The organism is Euzebya sp., from assembly GCF_964222135.1.
Lineage (GTDB): Bacteria > Actinomycetota > Nitriliruptoria > Euzebyales > Euzebyaceae > Euzebya.
In genome coordinates this window covers 77,900-96,681 of record NZ_CAXQBR010000045.1, presented here as the reverse complement: position 1 = coordinate 96,681, position 18,782 = coordinate 77,900, and the positions used below count along the sequence as shown (strand labels likewise).

Sequence of the window (18,782 nt, the reverse complement as noted above, 5' to 3'; positions counted from 1 at the left end):
GCGGTCAGCTCGACAGCTTCTCGGCGAGGAGCCGGTTGACGACGCCGGGGTTGGCCTTCCCGCCCGAGGCGCGCATCACACCCCCGACGAGGGCGCCGATCGCCTTGGCGTTCCCCTCCCGCACCTTCTGGGCGGCGTCGGCCTGCTCGGCGATGACCTGGTCGACGATCCGCTCGATCTCGGAGGTGTCGGAGATCTGGGCGTGCCCCTCCGCCAGCTCGGCCGGGGTGCCCTTGCCGTCGAGGACGTCGGCGAGGACCCTCCGCGCTCCGCCCTTGGCGAGGGTGCCGTCGGCGATGAGCGTGAGCAGCTGGGCCAGGTGCGCGCCGGAGATGGCCTCGACCGCGGTCCGCCCGGTCTCGTTCTGCCAGCCGGCGACCTCGTTCGCGAGCCACTTGGCGGCCTCCACGGCGTCCCCGCCCTCGGCGACCGTGGCGTCGAGCAGCGGGACCAGGCCGGCGTCGTGCAGCACGGTGGCGTCGGCGGCCGACAACCCGACCTCGGCCACCAGCCGGGCGCGGGTCTGTGCGGGCAGCTCGGGCAGGGACGCCCGGATCTCCTCCACCCACGACGGGTCGGGCGCCACCTCGACCAGGTCGGGGTCGGGGAAGTAGCGGTAGTCCTCGAGGGTCTCCTTGCGGCGGAGCGTCGAGGTGACCCCGGCGTCCTCGTCCCAGTGGCGGGTCTCCTGGACGACCTCGCCGCCGGCCTCGAGCACGTCGATCTGGCGGGTGATCTCGTAGCTGATCGCCCGACCGAGGGAGCGGACGGAGTTCATGTTCTTGATCTCCGCACGGGTGCCGTAGGGGGTCCCGGCCCGGTGGACGCTGACGTTCGCGTCGCACCGCATCGACCCCTCCTCGAGCTTCGCGTCGGAGATGCCGAGGGCGAGGACGATCGCCCGCAGCTCGGTCAGGTAGGCCTGGGCCTCCTCCGGGCTGCGGATGTCCGGCTCGGAGACGCACTCGAGCAGCGGCACCCCCGCGCGGTTGTAGTCGACGAGGGAGTGCTCGGCCCCGTGGATGCGACCGGATCCACCGACGTGCGTGGACTTGCCGGTGTCCTCCTCCATGTGCACCCGGGTGATGCCGACGCGGGTGGTGGTGCCGTCTGCGAGGGTGACGTCCAGGTGCCCGTCGGCGCAGATCGGCACGTCGTACTGGCTGATCTGGTAGTTCTTCGGCATGTCCGGGTAGAAGTAGTTCTTCCGGTGGAACTGGCTGGACGGGGCGATGTCGCAGTCGAGCGCCAGGCCCAGGCGGATCGCGTACTCCACCGCGCGGCCGTTGACCACGGGCAGCGTGCCGGGCAGGCCGAGGTCGACCGCGGTCACCCGCGTGTTGGGGTCCCCGCCGAACGCGTTGGGGCACGCCGAGAACATCTTGGTCTTCGTGGCGAGCTCGACGTGGACCTCGAGCCCGATCACGGCCTCCCAGTCGCTCATCGGGGCGTCACCTCCTCAGCGGTCGGGGCCGGCAGCGCGTTCGGACCGCGCGGGGTCAGGTCCAGGTCGAGGTCGGCCTCGAGCGCGGCGGCGGCGCGCAGCATGCGCGCCTCGCCGAGGAGGGGGGCGACCAGCTGCAGCCCGACCGGCAGGCCGTGTCGTCCTGCCGCCTCCGGCGACGCGTCGTCAAGGCCCACCGGCAGGCTCATCGCGGGCATCCCGGCCAGGCTGGCCGGCACCGCGTAGACGTCGTTCAGGTACATCGCGAGCGGGTCGGCGGTCTTCGCGCCGAGCGGGAACGCGGTGGTGGGACACGTCGGACCGACCAGGACGTCGGCCGTCGCGAACGCGGCCTCGAAGTCCCGGATGATCAGCGTGCGGACCTTCTGGGCCTGCCCGTAGTAGGCGTCGTAGTAGCCTGCGGACAGCGCGTAGGTGCCGATCATGACGCGGCGCTTGACCTCCGGTCCGAACCCGGCGGCGCGCGTGGCGGCCATCATCTCTGCGGTGGTGTCGGCGTCGACGCGCAGGCCGTAGCGCACCCCGTCGTAGCGGCTGAGGTTCGCCGACGCCTCCGACGGGGCGATCAGGTAGTAGGCCGGCAGCCCGTAGGAGGCGTGGGGGAGGGACACCTCCACGACCTCGGCCCCGAGCGCGTCCAGCCGGTCGATCGCCGCCCGGACCGCGGCGACGACGCCGGGCTCGGCGCCCTCGGCCATGAAGTCGGTGACCACGCCGACCCGCAGGCCCTCCACGCCGCCGTCGAGGGCGTCGACGTAGGAGCCGACCGGATCGGGGATCGAGGTGGAGTCCCGTGGGTCGTGGCCGCAGATCACCTCGAGGCCGGCGGCGGCGTCGCGGACGGTGCGGCCGAAGGTGCCGGCCTGGTCGAGGGACGAGGCGAAGGCGATCAGCCCGTACCGCGACGCCCGCCCGTAGGTCGGCTTGATCCCGACCGTGCCGGTGACGCTGGCCGGCTGCCGGATGGACCCGCCGGTGTCGGTGCCGAGCCCGAGCGGCGCCTGGAACGCCGCGACCGCGGCCGCCGACCCGCCGGAGGAGCCGCCCGGGATCCGGCCGAGGTCCCAGGGGTTGTGGCAGTCCCCGAACGCCGAGTTCTCGGTCGACGAGCCCATCGCGAACTCGTCCATGTTGGTCTTGCCGAGGACTATCCCGCCGGCGGCCTTGACCTTGGCGACGACCGTCGCGTCGTAGGGCGGGACGAACGTCTCGAGGATCTTCGAGCCGGCGGTCGTCGTGACCCCCTCGGTGCACATCACGTCCTTGACCGCGACGGGGATCCCTGCGAGCGGGCCGAGGGCATCGCCGGCGGCCCGGCGTTCGTCGACGGCCCTAGCGGCGTCCAGCGCGGCGTCGGCGGTGACGGTGAGCCACGCGCCGGTGCGGTCGTCGGTCTCGGCGATCCGGTCGAGGTGGGCCCGCGTCACCTCGACGGCGGAGACCTCGCCGGCGGCCATCAGCTCGGCGAGCGGGGCGGCGGTGCGGGTGACGAGGCTCACGCCCCCTCCCCCACGATGCGCGGGACGCGGAACTGGTCGTCCTCGGCCTGTGGGGCGTTGGCGACGACCTGCGCCGGGGGGAGGGGCTCGGCGACCTCGTCGTCGTCGCGGAACACGTTGCGCAGCGGGTAGGGGTGGGAGGTCGGCGGCACGTCGGCGGCCGCGACCTCCGACACCGCCTCGGCGTAGGTCAGGATCTCGGCCAGCTGCGGCGCGAGGTCGTGCACCTCGTCGTCGGTGAGGGCGATCTGGGCCAGCATCGCGACGTGCCGGACTTCGGACTCGGTGAGTGCCACGGTGGAGCGGGACCTCCGTCGGGGACGGGTCGGATCGGCGCCCGACGCTACCCGCTCGCGCGGGGTCAGGGCAGCCGGCTGAACCAGATGAGGGACATGACCGCCGCGGCGGTCCCGAGGATCAGGGCGGCGACCATGAACGGGACCACGACCTCGACCTGCTCGGTGCGGACCCCGACGGCGACGCCGAGGGTCTCGAACACCTCGGTGAGGGCCTCGGCGCTCTCGGCGTCGAAGAACCGCCCGCCGGTCTCGTCGGCGATCCGCTGCAGCGCCTCGCCGTTCGCGGGGACCGGGACGATCTGGCCCTGGAAGACGATGATCCCCTCGCGGGTGCCGAAGCTGATCGTCGACACCGCGATGTCGGCCTCCTGCGCCGCCTCCACGCCGACCGCGTCGGGCCGTCCCGCCGTCGTGTCGCCGTCGGACAGCACCACGATGGTCGCGGGGTTCTCCTCGGGGTCGGTCTGCTCGGCCTGGAGGGCAGCCAGGTCGGCCTGGATCAGGTCGACAGCGGTGAGGATCGCCTCGCCGATCGCGGTGCCGGGCCGCAGCTGGAGCCGCTCGATGGCCGAGCGGATCGTGCTGCGGTCCTCGGTCGGCGCCACGTTGGCGACCGCGGTCTCGGCGAAGGACACCAGGCCGACGCGGACCTGGTCGGGGACCTGGTCGAGGAACCGGTAGGCGGCCTGCTGGGCGGCCTCCAGCCGTCGCGGCTCCACGTCGCTCGCGTCCATCGAGATGGACACGTCCAGGGCCAGGACGACCGTCGAGGCCTCCACCGGCACCTCCACCTCGCGGGTCGGGCGGGCCAGGCCGACCACCAGGACCGTGAGGGCCAGGACCAGGGCGGCGGCCGGCAGGTGGCGGCGCCAGCCCGGGGAGTCGGGCGCGATCTCGTCGAGCAGGTCCAGGTTCGTGAACTGCACCGCGTACGCGCTCCGCCGGCGCTGGCGGATCGCGTAGGCGATGACGAGGGCGAGGGGCAGGACCAGCAGGCCCAGCAGCCACGGCGCGACGAACACCGCTAGCGCCTCGCCGACCGGGTCATGCGCGACCGGCGCCGCACCTCGATGTGCCGCAGCAGGTCGGCCAGCCAGTCGGCGTCGGTCCGGACCTGCAGGTGGTCCGCGCCGGCGCGGCGTATGTCCGCGGCGACGGCGGCGCGCTGGGCGGCGGCCGCGCGGGCGTAGCGCTCGCGCAGGCGGGCGTCTCCGGTGTCGACGACCCGCCGGCGACCCGTCTCGGGGTCCGCGACGGTCAGGTAGCCGACGTCCGGGAGCGTCAGCTCGCGGGGGTCGACGACCTCGACGGCCATGACGTCGTGGCGCTCGACGAGAGCCCGCAGCCGGCGGCTCCAGGCCGGCGTGCCCATGAAGTCGCTGATCACCACCACGAACCCGCGGCGGCGGGCCAGACGTCCGGCGCGGGCGAGGCCGCGGGCGAGGTCGACCTCGGCCGACCCCTCCCCCGCGGTCGCGGCGTTCGCACGGGGCAGGCGGGCGATGCGGCGGAGGGTGGCGTGCACGTGGTGGCGCCCGCTCGCCGGCGGGTACCAGCGCTCCCCCGCCGGGTGCAGGGCCAGCGCCCCGAACCGGTTGACGCCGTGGGCGGTGACGAACCCGAGGCCGCCGAGCACCTCGATCGCGACGTCGCGCTTGATCCGCCGGCCGGTGCCGAAGTGGATCGAGCCTGAGAGGTCGAGCACCCCGATCGTGGTCAGCTCGTGGTCGGCGATGGTGTCCCGCACGTGGGTGGCGGTCGTCCTGGCGGTCACCGCCCAGTCGATGCGCCGGACGTCGTCCCCGGGCCGGTAGCGCCGCGCCTCGCCGAGCTCGCTGCCGTGCCCCGGCAGGAGGCCGAGGTGGTCGCCGTGGAGGCGCCCCTCGAGCCGGCGCTGGATGGCGAGCTCCAGACGGCCGAACGCGTCCAGCCGCGGGGCCCGGCCCGCGGGGGTGGTCGCCGGCTGGCTCATGGGGGCGGCGCGAGCGGGCCGCCGGAGCCGTCGGCGTCGTCCGCACCGCTCGCGGCCTCCGGCGGCTCGCGGTCCGCTGCGGGTCGGTCCACCCCTCGGGCGGCGTCGCGCTGGCCCTGGAACTCGCCGGTGACCGCAGCGACGCCGTAGGGCGTCGCCAGCTGCGCGCGCTCGCCGACCTCGGTCGGCACCGGCGGGCCGTCGAGGGCGGGGGACGGCGGGGGCGGACCCTGGGGTGCCGCCACGTGGGCGGGGTGGTGACGGGCGGAGGGGTGGGGGGTCGGCTGGTACCCGCCGAGGCTCGGCGCCGGGATCGTCGTCAGCAGGTGGTACAGCACCTCGTCGACGGTCACGCCGTCGGCCACCGCGTCGAAGGACAGCACCAGCCGGTGGTTGAGCACGTCGTAGGCGATGTCGTAGATGTCCTGGGCGTCGACGCTCCCCCGACCGCGCATCAGCGCCATCGCCCGCGCCCCCTCCACCAGGCCGATCGAGGCGCGGGGGCTGGCCCCGAACGCGATCATGTCCCCCAGGCTGTCGAGGCCGTACCGGACCGGGTCACGGGTGGCCATCACCAGCCGGACCGCGTAGTCGGCGACGCGCGGGTCGACGTGGACGCCGCGGGTGGTCGCCTGCAGGCTGCGCACCTCGTCGAGGCTGAGGATCCGGCGCGGCTCGACGGGGTCGCCGGCGGCGCGGCGGACGATCTCGAGCTCCTCGTGGGGACCCGCCGGGTAGTCCACCGGGATCTTCATCAGGAACCGGTCGCGCTGGGCCTCGGGCAGCTGGTAGACGCCCTCGGACTCGATCGGGTTCTGGGTGGCGAGGACCAGGAACGGCCGGTCGACCGCGAAGGTCTCCCCGCCGATGGTCACCTGCTTCTCCGCCATGACCTCGAGCAGGGCCGACTGGACCTTGGCGGGGGCGCGGTTGATCTCGTCGGTCAGCACGAAGTTCGCGAACACCGGGCCGCGCTCGACGGTGAACCGGCTCTCCTCCTGGCGCCAGATCCGGGTGCCGACGATGTCGCTCGGCAGCAGGTCCGGGGTGAACTGGATGCGGTTGAACGACCCACCGAGCGTCGTCGCGAGGGTGGTGAGCAGCCGGGTCTTCCCCAGGCCGGGCGCCCCCTCGAGCAGGCAGTGGCCGCCGGACAGCAGCGCCACCAGCACCCGCTCGACCACGCGCTGCTGGCCGACCATGATCCGCCCGATCTCGGCGCGGACGCGGGTCAGCGCCTCCCCGGACTCGGCCGGTGTCATCATCTCGGGTTCGTCCATGTCGGCCCCCTACCGGAGGAGCTCCAGCCCCTGGGCGATCGTGACCAGATCCGAGGTGCGGACGTCCTCGGGCCCGGTGACCTCGATGAGGGTGTCGGGGTCGCCGGGCACCAGCCACACCAGCCTGCCGTCCTCGAACAGGTGCGCGGGCTCGCCGGCGATCGTGACGTCCTCGGTGGTCTCCCCCTCGAGCAGCCCGTCGAGGCGCGCCTGGGCGTCCTCGGCGCGGGTGGCGCGGACGGTCACCTCGCCGCCGTCGTCGACGGAGAGGATCGTGGTCTGCTCGGTGACGACCTCGTCGTCCCTGGTGGTCTGGCGGACGGTGGTCGACTCCTCCCCCATGCCCGCCGGCAGCGTGCGGAGGGCGAACAGCCGGGGCAGGTCGACGTCGCCCGCATCGGCGTCGGCGTCGGGCTGGGAGGGTGGCAGCGGGGGGAGGGACGGCGCGGGCGCGGCCCCCGGCTCCTGCGGCAGTGCCTCACCACCGGGCTCGGCGTCACCCTCCGGGGCGAGCTCGCCCTCCGGCGAGTCGGGCCCCTCGACCTCCGGCTCCTCGGTCCCCGACGCCGCGGGGCCCGGTTCGAGCTGGCCCTGCGGCGGGTCGGCCTGGGGTGCCGTCTGGTCTGGGGGATCGGGGTCGAACGGGTCGTCGGGCGCCACGGTGACGTCGGGGGCGGGGTCGTCCTGCGCCACCTCGGGGTCGTCGTCGCCGAGCAGGAACAGCGCGGCCCCGATGCCGATGGCCACCAGCAGCAGGACCCCGCCGACCGCGAGGGCGATCTGGCCAGGGCTGATCGCCGAGCCCTCGTCGACGGGGGCGGTGGCCGGGACCGGGCCGATGTGGGCCGTCCGCGGTGGGGGGACGGGTCCGTAGGGCGGCTCGCCCGGCAGGTCGCGCCAGGTGGGGTGGACCGGTCCGCCGCCGGGCGCCCCGGACGGCGCGCCAGCAGCGTCGGTCGTCGACATACGGCGATGACGGTATCGGCACAGCGGTAAAGCGGCAGTCAAACCACCAGGAACGCCTGGCGCCCCTTCGGGGCCGTTCCTTGCTCTTCCGCCGAGCCGCAGCCTCCCTCCGGTCGGGGCTCGGCGGGCCTGCGGCGCAGCGCTCGCTGATCAGGCGGTCATCTCCTGCGCTCGCTGATCAGGCCGGGCGCTCGCCGATCGGGGGGCTCGCTGTCAGGTGGGTAGCTCGCCCGTCTCGAGCAGCCGCGCGAAGGCCTGCTCGTCCAGCACCGGGATGCCGAGCTCCTCGGCCTTGGCCGCCTTCGATCCGGGGTTCTCCCCCACGACGACGGCGTAGGTCTTCGACGACACGCTGCCGGTGACCTTGCCGCCGGCGTCCACGACCGCCTGCTTGGCCTCGTCGCGGGACCACCCCTCCAAGGTGCCGGTCACGACGATCGTCCGGCCCTCCAGCACGTCGCTGGCGGTCGCCACGACGTCGGTGTCGGTCCGGACCCCCGCGGCGACGAGCTTCTCGAGCAGCGCCGCGTTGGCGTCGGTCGCGAGCCACGTCGCCAGCGAGTCCGCGATCGCCGGTCCGACGCCGTCGATCGCGGCGATCCGGCCGGCATCGGCGCGCCGGATCGCGTCGAGGTCGCCGAGGGACCGCGCGACCAGCCGGGCGACGGTCGGTCCGACGTGGCGGATGTTCAACCCGACGAGCAGCCGCTCGACCGGCTGGGACCTCGAGGCGGCGATGCCCTCGAGCAGGAGGTCGGTCTTCTTCTCCCCGAACCCGTCCAGGGCGAGGACCGCCTGGCGGTCCAGGTGGTACAGGTCCGCGAGGTCGGTGACCAGCCCGGCGTCGAGCAGCGCCTTCGCCGTCTCGTACCCCAGCCCCTCGATGTCGAGGGCCGTCCGGCTGGCGTAGTGGTCCAGCGTCTCGAGGATCCGGTTCGGGCAGTCCGAGTTGGTGCAGTAGGTGTCCGCCTCGCCCTCGAGGCGCCGCAGCTCGGTGCCGCAGAACGGGCAGTGGGTGGGGAACGGCCACGGGCCGGCCGCCTCGACGGCGTCCGGGCGCTCCGACAGCACGGGACCGACGACCTCGGGGATGACGTCACCGGCCTTGCGGACGATCACGGTGTCACCCGGCCGGACGTCCTTCGCGCGGGCCTGGTCGGCGTTGTGGAGGGTCGCGAACGTCACCGTCGAGCCGGCCACCAGCACCGGCTCCAGCACCGCGTAGGGGGTCACCCGTCCCGTGCGGCCGACGTTGACCTCGATGTGGTGGAGGGTGGTCCGCACCTCCTCCGGCGGGTACTTGAACGCGATGGCCCAGCGGGGGGCGCGCGACGTGGAGCCGAGCTGGCGGTGCTGGGCCAGGCTGTCGACCTTCACGACCACGCCGTCGATCTCGTAGTCCGGGTCGTGGCGGTGCTCGCCCCAGCGCTCGATGAAGGCGATGACCTCCTCGATCGAGGCGACCCGGCGGGTCTCGGGCGCCGTCGGGATGCCGGCGGTGCGCAGGAACTCGAGGAACGCGGAGTGGCTGGACACCTCCAGCCCCTCGACGGCCCCCATCCCGTGGGCGATCAGGGCGAGCGGCCGGGTCCGGGTGATCTGGGGGTCCTTCTGGCGCAGCGCCCCCGACGCGGCGTTGCGGGGGTTCGCGAACCGCGGGTCGCCGGCCCGCTCGCGGGCGGCGTTCATCTCCTCGAACGCCGCGATCGGGTAGTGGATCTCGCCGCGGACCTCGAGCAGCGCGGGCGGGTCGTCGACGTCGAGGAGGGACGGGATGTGGTCGACGGTCCTGATGTTGGCGGTCACGTCCTCGCCGGTCGTCCCGTCGCCGCGGGTGACCCCCTGGACGAGCTGCCCGCCCTCGTAGACGAGGGAGATCGCCACGCCGTCGACCTTCAGCTCGCAGGTGAAGGCGTGCTCGGCGTCGTCGAGCCCCTTCGCGACGCGATCGGCCCAGGCCCGCAGCTCGGCCTCGTCGAAGGCGTTGTCGAGGGACTGCATCGGCAGGCGGTGGCGGACCGGCGTGAAGGAGGAGCTGATCGGCGCCCCGACCTTGTGGGTCGGCGACTGCGGGTGGTCGAGCTCCGGGTGGTCCGCCTCGATCTGCTCGAGCTCGCGCATGAGCCCGTCGAACTCGGCGTCCGGGATCTGCGGGTCGCTCAGGACGTAGTAGCGGTACCGGTGGTACTCGAGGGTGTCGCGCAGCTCCGAGACGCGCTGGCGTGTCGCACGGTCAGCCATCGGCGGGGAGTCTACGGGCGGGCTGTGACACCCCGACCGGCGACGCAGATCTCACGGCGGGATCTCACAGGTTGGCAAAGGAATCCCCAACCCCTCACCCGCGACGTGTAGGAGCCGACCGAGCCGGTTAGGGTACGCAGACCCTGACGGAGTGTGGAGGACACCGACGCGATGGTTGAAGTGCTCTGGGTGACCCTCTTCGGCGCCGGGCTCGCGTGGCTCCAGTCGCGCAACAGCCTGGAGGAGGCCGAGGTCAAGGTCCCCGTCGACGACGAGTGGACCCGCTGGGAAGAGGAGATCCACGACTGGCGGGACAGCTAGTCCACGTCCTGCCCCCGACGACCGCCCCTCAGGACGCGGTCGAGGGGCCGTTCGCGGTCCGGCCCGTCGCGGCCAGCGCCGCGTAGTCCACGCCGGTGGTCTCCACCGAGACCTCCCACAGCCGCCTGGCGACGTCCTCGTCCCTCGCCGCCCGGCTGATCCCCGCCCGACCCACCGGGCCCCGCAGCTCACCGAACCCCTGCGGACCCCAGTACGTCCCGCCCTCGACGTCGCCGACGGCGGCGTGGATCTGGGGCAGCGCGCCCTGCTCGACGTCCATCCCGACGAGCGGGTTCAGCACGCGTGAACCCCAGTCGGCGATGCGGTGCACCCACCCGCCGCCGGGAAGGCGCACGCCGGCGGACTGCAGGTTCGTCGCGGTGTAGCCCGGGTGCGCCGCCACGCTGCGGGCAGCCACGCCGGCGGCGTCGAACCGGCGGTGCAGCTCGAGGGCGAACAGCAGGTTGGCGAGCTTCGAGCGCCCGTACTGGCGGATGGTGTCGAAGCCGTCGCGGCGCTGCTGGTGGAGGTCGTCGAAGTCCATCTCCCCCATGTGGTGGGCGCCGGAGGACACGGTCACGACCCGGGCGGCGTCCGCGGCCAGCAGCGGGCCGAGGAGCAGGCCGGTCAGCGCGAAGTGCCCGAAGTGGTTCGTGCCCAGCTGCAGCTCGAGGCCGTCGGCGGTCGGGGACTCCGGCGGGAACATCACCCCGGCGTTGTTGACCAGGATGTCCACCCGCTCGTGCGCGGCGGCGATCGCGTCCGCCGCGGTTCGGACGCTCGACAGGTCGGCCAGGTCGAGCTCGACGAACCGCAGGTCCGCCCGGCGGTTGAGGGGACGGATCTCGGCCTCGGCGGCGTCGAACTTCTCACGGGTGCGGGCGGTCATCACGACCGTCGCGCCGGCGCCCGCCAGCGCCTTGACCGTCTGCAGGCCGAGGCCGGAGTTCGCACCGGTGACCACGGCGGTGCGGCCGATCAGGTCGGGCATGTCGGCGAGGGTGAACATCGTCGGTGCTCCTGGGGGTGGGGTCGGGGTCGTCTGGCACGGTCGTCTGGCACGGTCGGCTGGCACGGTCGGCTGGCACGGTCATCTGGCACGGATCGACTCCGAGACCGTGCCCCGATCACCGTCGCGGTGCACATCCGTGGGTGGAGGTGCAGGTCACGGGTGCGCCGGGTCCGACTGCGGAGCCCATCGGTGGGGCAGCGGAGTCGATTCGTGGGGTGGGGGAAGGCCGCGCGACCAATCCTCTGACCGCGGTCAGACATCTGGGCTATGCTCGCGGTGTGGCTCGACATGTCCCGCACACCGAGGTCCTCCGCCGGTTCAACCGGTCGTTCACCGCCCGGATCGGTGTGCTGGACGACCGCTTCCTGGGCGGCGACCGACCCGTCGGGCACGCCCGGATGCTGTTCGAGATCGGGGCCGAGGGGCCTGACGGCGCGTCGGTCCGCGATCTGCGGGCCCGCCTGGCCCTGGACTCCGGGTACGTCAGCCGGGTCCTGCGGAGCCTCGAGGGCGACGGGCTGGTCACCGTCTCCCCCGACCCCGACGACGGCCGGCAGCGGCGGGCGGTGCTCACCGCCGACGGGTGGGAGGAGTGGCGGCGGCTGGACGCCCGCTCCGACGAGCTCGCCGACCGGGTCCTCGGCGGGCTGGGCCCGCGCCAGCGGGAGCGGCTGGCCGCGGCGCTCGCCGAGGCGGACCGGCTGCTGGCCGCCGCGGCTGCGTCCTTCGACGTCGTCGACCCGCACGACGAGGACGCGCTCGCCGCGATGCGCGCCTACGTGGCCGAGCTGGACGACCGGTTCCCCGGCGGGTTCGACCCGGGTGGGGACTGGGGCCTCGACGGGCTCGCTCCTCCCCACGGCGTGTTCGTCGTCGTCCGCCTCGACGGCCGGGTCGTGGGCTGCGGCGGCGTGCAGACGATCGGGGCGGGCGTCGGCGAGGTGAAGCGCATGTGGGTCGACCCGGCGACCCGCGGCATGGGGCTCGGCCCGCGCCTCCTGGCCGCGCTCGAGGACCACGGCCGGCGGCTGGGCCACCGGGTCATGCGCCTCGACACGAACGCCACCCTGGTCGAGGCGATCGCCATGTACCGACGGGCCGGCTACGTCGAGATCGAGCGGTACAACGACAACCCGTACCCCGACCTGTTCTTCGAGAAGTCCCTCATCCCAGGGGGCTCCGCCCCCTGACCCCCGGAGGGCGAGGAGCCTAAGGCGCGTTCCGCCGTTCCGGCGACTCGTGACCTCGCTGGCGCTCGGGAGTCGCCGGGCTACCAGCGGACCTCGACGTGCTCGGCGACGAGGTCCTCGTAGACCTCGCGGACGGCGGCCACCTGGTCGTCGGTCAGCGGGCCGGCGTCGCTGGCCGCCGCGTTCTGACCGGCCTGCTCGCGGTTGCGCGCACCGGGGATCACGACGGACACCGCGGGGTGGCTCAACACCCAGCGGAGGGCGAAGCGGACCAGCGGCTCGTCACCGGCGATCGGGCGCAGCCGGTCGACGGCATCCAGGCCGACCTCGTAGGGCACGCCGGCGAAGGTCTCCCCCACGTCGAACGCCTCGCCGTGCCGGTTGAAGTTCCGGTGGTCGTCGGCGGCGAAGTCGCTGTCGCGCGACAGCTTGCCGGTCAGCAGCCCGCTGGCGAGGGGCACGCGCACGATCACCCCGACGTCGCGGGCGGCGGCCTGGTCGAGGAACAGGTCCGCCGGCCGCTGGCGGAAGGCGTTGAAGATGATCTGGACGGTCTCGACCACCGGGTGGGTGATGGCCTTCAGGCCCTCCTCGACCTTCTCGACGCTGACGCCCCAGTGGGCGACCTTGCCGGTGTCCCGGATCGCCTCGAGCGCCTCGTACAGCTCGGGCCGGTAGTAGGCGTCGGTCGGCGGGCAGTGGAGCTGGACCAGGTCCAGGCGCTCGACCCCCAGGTTCGACAGGCTGCGGTCGACGAAGCCCTCGAGGTTCTCCCGCGTGTACCCGTCGGCGGTGTGGGGGTCCAGGCGCCGGCCGGCCTTCGTCGCGACGGTCAGGTCGACGTCGTCGCGGTCGGCGAGCAGGCGGCCGACGAGGCGCTCGGACCGGCCGTCGCCGTACACGTCGGCGGTGTCGATGAACGTCATCCCCGCGTCGACGGCGGCGTGGAGGGTCGCCATCGCGTCCTCCTCGGAGGTGTGGCCCCAGTCACCGCCGATCTGCCACGCCCCGAGGCCCACCTCGGAGATCTCGTACCCAGTCCTGCCAAGCGTCCGCGTCTGCATGGTCCCGATCCTTGCCGCTGCGCCCGACGGGCACACACCGCGCAGACCGGTCAGCGGGCCGTCGCGGTGATGGTGCCGCCACCCAGGCACTCGTCGTCCCGGTACACCACGAGGGCCTGGCCCGGGGCGACGCCGAGGGGCTGTTCGCCGGTGAACGTCACGGCCATCCGGTCGCCGTCGAGGTCCAGCGCCACCGGCAGCGGCGCGCCGTGGTAGCGGACCTGGGCGGTCAACCCGCCCTGACCCGGCGCGGGGGCCGCCGTCGTCCAGGTCACGTCCTCGGCGGTCACCGACGTCACGGCCAGGTCGGCGCGGCGCCCGACGGTGATCGTGTCGCCGCGGGTCCCGGTGACGAAGCGGGGCTCGTCGAGCCCGCCGATGCCGAGCCCCCGCCGCTGGCCGACGGTGAAGCGGTAGGCGCCGTCGTGGGAGCCCAGCCGCGTGCCGTCGACGTCCACGATCGGGCCCGGTCGCCGGCCGAGGCGCGCGGAGAGGAACCCGGCGGTGTCCCCGGAGGGGATGAAGCAGATGTCGTGGCTGTCCGGCTTGGCGGCGGTCACGAACCCGCGCTCGGCGGCCATCGCGCGGAGCTCGGACTTGCGGTGCTCCCCCACGGGGAACGCCGAGCGCCGCAGCTGGTCCTGGCCCGCCATGTACAGCACGTAGGTCTGGTCCTTGCCGTCGTCGACCGGGCGGTGCAGGTGGACCGTCCCGTCGGCGTCGGTCCGCAGCCGCACGTGGTGGCCGGTGGCGAGCCGGTCGAAGCCCGCGCCCAGCGCCCGCTCCATCAGCGCGGCGTACTTCACCCGCTCGTTGCAGCGGACGCACGGGTTGGGGGTCCGGCCGGCGGCGTAGGCGTCGACGAAGTCCTCGACGACCCGCTCGGCGAACGCGTCGGCGAAGTCCCACACGTAGAAGGCGATGCCGAGCCGGTCGGCGACGCGGCGGGCGTCACGCGCGTCGTCGAGGGTGCAGCAGCCCTTCCCGGGCAACCCCGACGGGGTGTCGGCCATCTTGAGGTGCACGCCGGTGACGTCGTGGCCCTGCTCGACGAGCAGCGCGGCGGCCATCGTCGAGTCGAGGCCGCCCGACATGGCGACCATGACCTGCGCCATCGCCGCTACCCCTCGCCGTCCGGGCCGCTCACCGCTCCCACGCTATCGGCGGTCAGCCCGGCGACCGCGTCCGCGACGATCCGGGTGGCGGCGTCGACGTCGTCTGCGGTGGTGGTCGCCCCGAGGGTCAGGCGGATGTGCGCGGCGTCGGCTGCCGCACCGATGGCGTCGAGCACGTGGCTGCGCCGGGCGGCACCGGACTGGCAGGCCGACCCCGTCGAGCAGGCGACCCCGGCCCGGTCGAGCGCCATGAGCAGCGTCTCGGCGTCCACCCCCGTCACCGCGAGGTGCACGTGGCCGGGGAGGCGCCGCTCGGGGTGCCCGTTGAGCGCGATCCCGTCGATGGCGGTCAGGGCCGCGATCATCCGGTCGCGCAGGGCGGACACCCGGTCGTGCTCGGCTGGCTGGCGCCGCGCGGCCAGCTCGGCCGCGACGCCCAGGCCGACGATCCCCGCGACGTTGAGGGTCCCCGACCGGACCCCGCGCTCCTGCGCGCCGCCGTGCAGCAGCGGGTGGGGGGTGGCGTCGCGCCGCAGCACGAGCACGCCGACGCCGGTCGGACCGCCGAACTTGTGCGCGCTGAGCGCCATCGCGGTCGGCTGCCACACGTCGACGGCGAGCGGGATCCTCCCGAAGGCCTGCACCGCGTCGGTGTGGAGGGCGACACCCCGCTCGGCGAGCGCCGGCCCGATGACGTCGAGGGGCTGGAGGGTGCCGAGCTCGTTGTTGGCCGCCATGACGCTGACCAGGGCGGTGTCGCCCGCGCCCGCGTCGTCGACGGCGTCGAGCAGGCGGTCGGCGTCCACGATGCCGTCCGGCTCGACCCCGACGGCGGTGACGTCCACGCCCTGGTGGTCGGCGAGCCACTCACAGGACTCGAGGACGGCGTGGTGCTCGATCGCGGTGGTCACGACCGCCGTCCCGCGCCCGGCCTGGCGGGCCGCCCAGACCAGCCCCTTGATCGCGCTGCCGTCCGCTTCGGTCCCGCCGGAGGTGAAGAGGACCTCGAGCGGGGTGACGCCGACGGCGGCCGCCACCCGGTCCCGGGCGTCCTCGACGGCGGCGCGCGCACGCCGGCCGGCGGCGTGCAGCGACGAGGCGTTCCCCACCGCGCCGGCGGTGAGCCAGGGCGCCATGGCCTCGGCGACCTCGGGGGCGAGGGGGGTGGTGGCGGCGTGGTCGAGGTAGATCACCCCGCCGAAGCTACTCCCCACACGCCCTGCTCCCTCGAGCCCCGGGCCCTACACCCCCCTGAGCGCCTGCGCGTGGCGGACCCGGTCCACCGCGATGCGGAAGGCGGCGGTGCGGAGGTCGGTCCCGTCCTCGCCGGCCCGGTCCGCGGTGGCGTCGAAGGCGCGGACCATGACGGCCTCGAGCTCCTCGTCGACCTGCGCGGCGCTCCAGGGCCGCCCGCCGCGGTTGCCGGCCCACTCGAAGTACGACACGGTCACCCCGCCGGCGTTGGCGAGGATGTCCGGCACCGCGGTGATGCCGGCGTCGCGCATCGCCGCGTGGCCTTCCGGCGTCGTGGGGTTGTTGGCCCCCTCCACCACCAGCCGGCACCGCAGGGCCGCGCCGACGTCGCCGTCGATGACGCCGCCGATGGCCGCCGGGACGACGATGTCGACGTCCTGGGTGAGGAGATCACCGATGTCGAACGGCTCGGCGTCGCCGAACGCCTCGGCGACGGTGGGCGGATCCCCCTCCGGGTCCTCCCGCACGGCGCGGGCGACGTCGTCGAGGTCGAGGCCGCCCGCCGACCGGCGTGCGTCGTCGACGTCGCTGACCGCCACGATCCGCGCGCCCCGCGCCCGCAGCTGCAGCGCGGCGTGCGCCCCGACGTTGCCGAAGCCCTGGATGGCCACCGTCGCCCCGTCGAGGTCCAACCCGATGTGGGCGCACGCCCGCTCGGTGGCGACCGCCACGCCGGTGCCCGTCGCGCTGGCCCGACCAGGGCAGCCGCCGAGCACGAGCGGCTTGCCGGTGACCACCGACGGGGAGTAGCCGTGGGCGTCGGAGTAGGCGTCCATCATCCACGCCATCTCCTGGGGCCCGGTGCCCATGTCGGGCGCGGGGATGTCGTCGTCGGGTCCGATGATCGGGTCCAGCCGCTGGGTGACGCCCTTGACCAGGCGCTCGAGCTCGGCGGCGCTGAGCGACGTCGGGTCGCAGGCCACCCCGCCCTTCGCGCCGCCGAAGGGGACGTCGACCAGCGCGGTCTTGTAGGTCATCAGCGTCGCGAACGCGCGGAAGTGGTCGAGGTCCACGCCGGGGTGGAAGCGCATCCCGCCCTTGAACGGCCCGCGGGCCCGGTCGTGCTGGACGCGGTACCCGCGGAAGACGTGCAGGGACCCGTCGTCGCGGCGCAGGGGCACCTCGAAGGACACCTCCCGGAAGGGGGTGTTCAGCAGGCGGCACTCGTCGTCGGACATCGCGAGCCCGCGCATCGCGTCGGAGACGAAGACGTCGAGGTCGTCGCTCAGCCCCATCAGCCGCCCTCCCCGCGCTCAGCGGTCTCCGACGGCGCCTCCTCGGCCTGGTCGTCACCGGGTTCGACGTCGGCGACGTCCGGTCCGGCGGACTCCCGCGCGTCCGCGGCGTCCGCCGCGGCCGGGGCGCGGTGGAGGTCCTCGCCGCTGCGCCCGTGCGTGAACAGGTTGCGCGGGCTCTTCTCGTCGCCGGTCACACGGTCGTCGCGCTGGTGGCTCATGGGCGGTCCATTCCCACCCGACGCCGTCGCCTAACGGCGCGGGTCGCACCGGCCGAACCGCGTTCGGTTCACCCGGGACCGGCGTCGCCGACCTGCGGCCGCGCGGCGGCGAGGGCGGGGTCGAGCCGGACGTCGGGGATCGCGCCGACGGCCTCCCCGACCCGGGTGGCCAGCGCGCGGACGGTGCCGTCGTCCGGGGGCCGCTCGACGTCGAGGGCCAGCACCAGGACCTCGTCCACGACGCGGAGGGACCAGTCGCGCACCGGGATCGTCGCGGTGCCGTCGGCCACGACGCGGTCGGCGCCGCGGAGGTCGACCCGCACCGTCCCGACGGCCGTCCGGACCCGCGGCTGCCAGGCGGCGTCGGCGACCTGGGGCGCGATGCGGGGGACGGTGGCGCCGGTGACGGGGTGGACGGTCCGCGACTCGATCCCCCCGACCCAGGCACCGGTGGCCAGCCGGATCAGCGCGGTGCCCCGCCAGCCGAGGGAGGTGACGACGAGCTCACCCTCCCCTCCCTCGCGGTCGGTGGTCGCGATGCCCGGCCGTCGGACCTGCAGCAGCTCGAGGTCGGGGTAGGTCAACAGACCGTAGGTGGCCTCCGGCGGGTCGTCGGCCGCGGCGGGCGCCTCGCCGTAGAGCACCCGGGACGTCTCCGGCGCCCAGATCGCCTGCACCTGGACCGGGCGTCCGGCGATCCGCTCGGCCAGCTCGACGAGGCGGACCCGGGTCTCCGGGGAGGGAGGGGGTCCGACCGGGGCGACCATCCGCAGGTTGGGGCTGGTCACGCCGGCGTCGGCGAGCTCGCCGAGGACCGCCTCGAGCTCACCGACCGGCGCGGCGAGGATCGAGGCGGGCAGCAGGGCGAAGCCCCGTCGCGCGGCGGCGAGTGCCGGCTGCCCCGCCCCGCGGGGGTGCAGGGCGGTCATCCGGGTCGCGAGCGCGGCGTGGTACAGCCCCCAGAACCGCACCGACGGGCCGGCGGGGACCAGGTTCACGAGGGCGTCCTCGGCGCCCCAGCCCATCACCTCCGCCAGCCGGGCCCCGCCGAGGTGGAGGAGGTCGAGGTCGGCCCTGGTGTACGCGATCGCCAGCAGCCGCTCGACACCGGCCTCGTGGACGTGGACGGGCTTGTAGCGGTACCAGAGGGCCTGGCGGCGGCCGGTGGCACCGGACCCGCCGGCCCGGCGGGCGGCGTCGAGCAGGTCACCGCGGCGGGCGTGCCGCTTGAACTGGTCCTCGGTCGGGCTGAGGACCAGCCCGGGGTTGCCGGGCCCGCCGACCCCGGCGAGGTCCGCCTCGTCGGCGACGGGGACGACGTCGAGGGCCCCGACGTGGCTGACCGCCTTCTCCACACCGCGCAACCGGGCGGCCCAGAACCGGTTGAACGGCAGCACCTCGCCGCGCAGCCACTCGCGCAGGACCCGGGCCTGCTCGCGCTCGAGCTCCTTGGGCCGTCGCCTGAACCACGGGGTCGTCGCCATCGACCGGCGATCCTACGGGCCGCGCAGCCCCCCACCCCTCCCCCCGACATTGGCTGGATGGAATCGACATCTACGACGTGGACCGGTGCCCCACTCCCGGCATCTGCCACCACGTCGGTGCACCCAGGCCTCACCAGACCCACCCCTCCCCCTCCGAGGATGTC

The 18,782-nt window shown here is 74.4% G+C and carries 16 protein-coding genes and 1 pseudogene; 2 read left to right on the top strand and 15 right to left on the bottom strand.

Features of this window, described 5'->3' with window-relative positions:
* Window positions 1-4: 4 nt before the first annotated feature.
* The 8 genes and pseudogenes from gatB to ligA all read right to left on the bottom strand — a co-directional run bounded on the left by gatB (window position 5) and on the right by ligA (window position 9,722).
* On the bottom strand, window positions 5-1,444 hold the full coding sequence (gene gatB, locus ACEQ2X_RS10560; RefSeq protein WP_370325776.1) for an Asp-tRNA(Asn)/Glu-tRNA(Gln) amidotransferase subunit GatB: 1,440 nt from the start codon (window positions 1,442-1,444) through the stop codon (window positions 5-7).
* Complete coding sequence (gatA, locus tag ACEQ2X_RS10555) at window positions 1,441-2,922, bottom strand: Asp-tRNA(Asn)/Glu-tRNA(Gln) amidotransferase subunit GatA (protein ID WP_370325812.1); 1,482 nt, start codon at window positions 2,920-2,922, stop codon at window positions 1,441-1,443. Before gatA ends, gatB begins: the two co-directional genes overlap by 4 nt.
* 38 nt (window positions 2,923-2,960) lie before the next feature.
* Window positions 2,961-3,260, bottom strand: coding sequence for an Asp-tRNA(Asn)/Glu-tRNA(Gln) amidotransferase subunit GatC (gatC, locus tag ACEQ2X_RS10550; RefSeq protein WP_370325775.1), 300 nt, complete (start codon window positions 3,258-3,260; stop codon window positions 2,961-2,963).
* Between the two features lie 65 nt (window positions 3,261-3,325).
* Complete coding sequence (locus ACEQ2X_RS10545) at window positions 3,326-4,285, bottom strand: VWA domain-containing protein (protein WP_370325774.1); 960 nt, start codon at window positions 4,283-4,285, stop codon at window positions 3,326-3,328.
* Window positions 4,286-4,287: 2 nt separating this feature from the next.
* A complete protein-coding gene (locus ACEQ2X_RS10540; protein ID WP_370325773.1) occupies window positions 4,288-5,235 on the bottom strand; it encodes a DUF58 domain-containing protein in 948 nt (315 codons plus the stop codon).
* Between the two features lie 263 nt (window positions 5,236-5,498).
* Window positions 5,499-6,515 (bottom strand): annotated as a pseudogene (locus ACEQ2X_RS10535) (AAA family ATPase); the annotation flags it as partial.
* A 9-nt stretch (window positions 6,516-6,524) separates the two neighbouring features.
* Complete coding sequence (locus tag ACEQ2X_RS10530; protein WP_370325772.1) at window positions 6,525-7,481, bottom strand: hypothetical protein; 957 nt, start codon at window positions 7,479-7,481, stop codon at window positions 6,525-6,527.
* Between the two features lie 213 nt (window positions 7,482-7,694).
* Window positions 7,695-9,722, bottom strand: a complete 2,028-nt coding sequence (gene ligA / locus ACEQ2X_RS10525) for an NAD-dependent DNA ligase LigA (RefSeq protein WP_370325771.1) — start codon at window positions 9,720-9,722, stop codon at window positions 7,695-7,697.
* A gap of 171 nt (window positions 9,723-9,893) precedes the next feature.
* On the opposite strand from ligA, the gene ACEQ2X_RS10520 reads away from it, so the two are divergent.
* Window positions 9,894-10,043 carry a hypothetical protein gene (locus ACEQ2X_RS10520; protein WP_370325770.1) on the top strand — a complete coding sequence of 50 codons (150 nt, stop codon included), beginning with the start codon at window positions 9,894-9,896 and terminating at the stop codon, window positions 10,041-10,043.
* A 28-nt stretch (window positions 10,044-10,071) separates the two neighbouring features.
* Here ACEQ2X_RS10520 and ACEQ2X_RS10515 read toward each other — a convergent pair whose 3' ends face one another.
* Window positions 10,072-11,052, bottom strand: a complete 981-nt coding sequence (locus tag ACEQ2X_RS10515; RefSeq protein ID WP_370325769.1) for an oxidoreductase — start codon at window positions 11,050-11,052, stop codon at window positions 10,072-10,074.
* Window positions 11,053-11,333: 281 nt separating this feature from the next.
* Between ACEQ2X_RS10515 and ACEQ2X_RS10510 the strand changes: the two genes are divergently transcribed.
* Window positions 11,334-12,245, top strand: a complete 912-nt coding sequence (locus ACEQ2X_RS10510) for a GNAT family N-acetyltransferase (protein WP_370325768.1) — start codon at window positions 11,334-11,336, stop codon at window positions 12,243-12,245.
* An 80-nt stretch (window positions 12,246-12,325) separates the two neighbouring features.
* Here the strand turns inward: ACEQ2X_RS10510 and ACEQ2X_RS10505 are convergent, their stop codons facing one another.
* The 6 genes from ACEQ2X_RS10505 to ACEQ2X_RS10480 all read right to left on the bottom strand — a co-directional run bounded on the left by ACEQ2X_RS10505 (window position 12,326) and on the right by ACEQ2X_RS10480 (window position 18,618).
* Entirely contained in the window at window positions 12,326-13,309 is a 984-nt protein-coding gene (locus tag ACEQ2X_RS10505; RefSeq protein WP_370325767.1) for an aldo/keto reductase, read from the bottom strand.
* Window positions 13,310-13,359: 50 nt separating this feature from the next.
* Window positions 13,360-14,424: a tRNA 2-thiouridine(34) synthase MnmA gene (gene mnmA / locus ACEQ2X_RS10500; RefSeq protein WP_370325766.1), complete on the bottom strand. Its 1,065-nt coding sequence runs from the start codon at window positions 14,422-14,424 to the stop codon at window positions 13,360-13,362.
* 5 nt (window positions 14,425-14,429) lie between these two features.
* On the bottom strand, window positions 14,430-15,617 hold the full coding sequence (locus ACEQ2X_RS10495) for a cysteine desulfurase family protein (protein WP_370325765.1): 1,188 nt from the start codon (window positions 15,615-15,617) through the stop codon (window positions 14,430-14,432).
* 48 nt (window positions 15,618-15,665) lie between these two features.
* Window positions 15,666-16,913: a Glu/Leu/Phe/Val dehydrogenase gene (locus ACEQ2X_RS10490; protein ID WP_370325764.1), complete on the bottom strand. Its 1,248-nt coding sequence runs from the start codon at window positions 16,911-16,913 to the stop codon at window positions 15,666-15,668.
* A complete protein-coding gene (locus tag ACEQ2X_RS10485) occupies window positions 16,913-17,134 on the bottom strand; it encodes a hypothetical protein (protein WP_370325763.1) in 222 nt (73 codons plus the stop codon). Before ACEQ2X_RS10485 ends, ACEQ2X_RS10490 begins: the two co-directional genes overlap by 1 nt.
* Window positions 17,135-17,202: 68 nt before the next feature.
* Window positions 17,203-18,618: a hypothetical protein gene (locus ACEQ2X_RS10480; RefSeq protein ID WP_370325762.1), complete on the bottom strand. Its 1,416-nt coding sequence runs from the start codon at window positions 18,616-18,618 to the stop codon at window positions 17,203-17,205.
* Window positions 18,619-18,782: the final 164 nt, after the last annotated feature.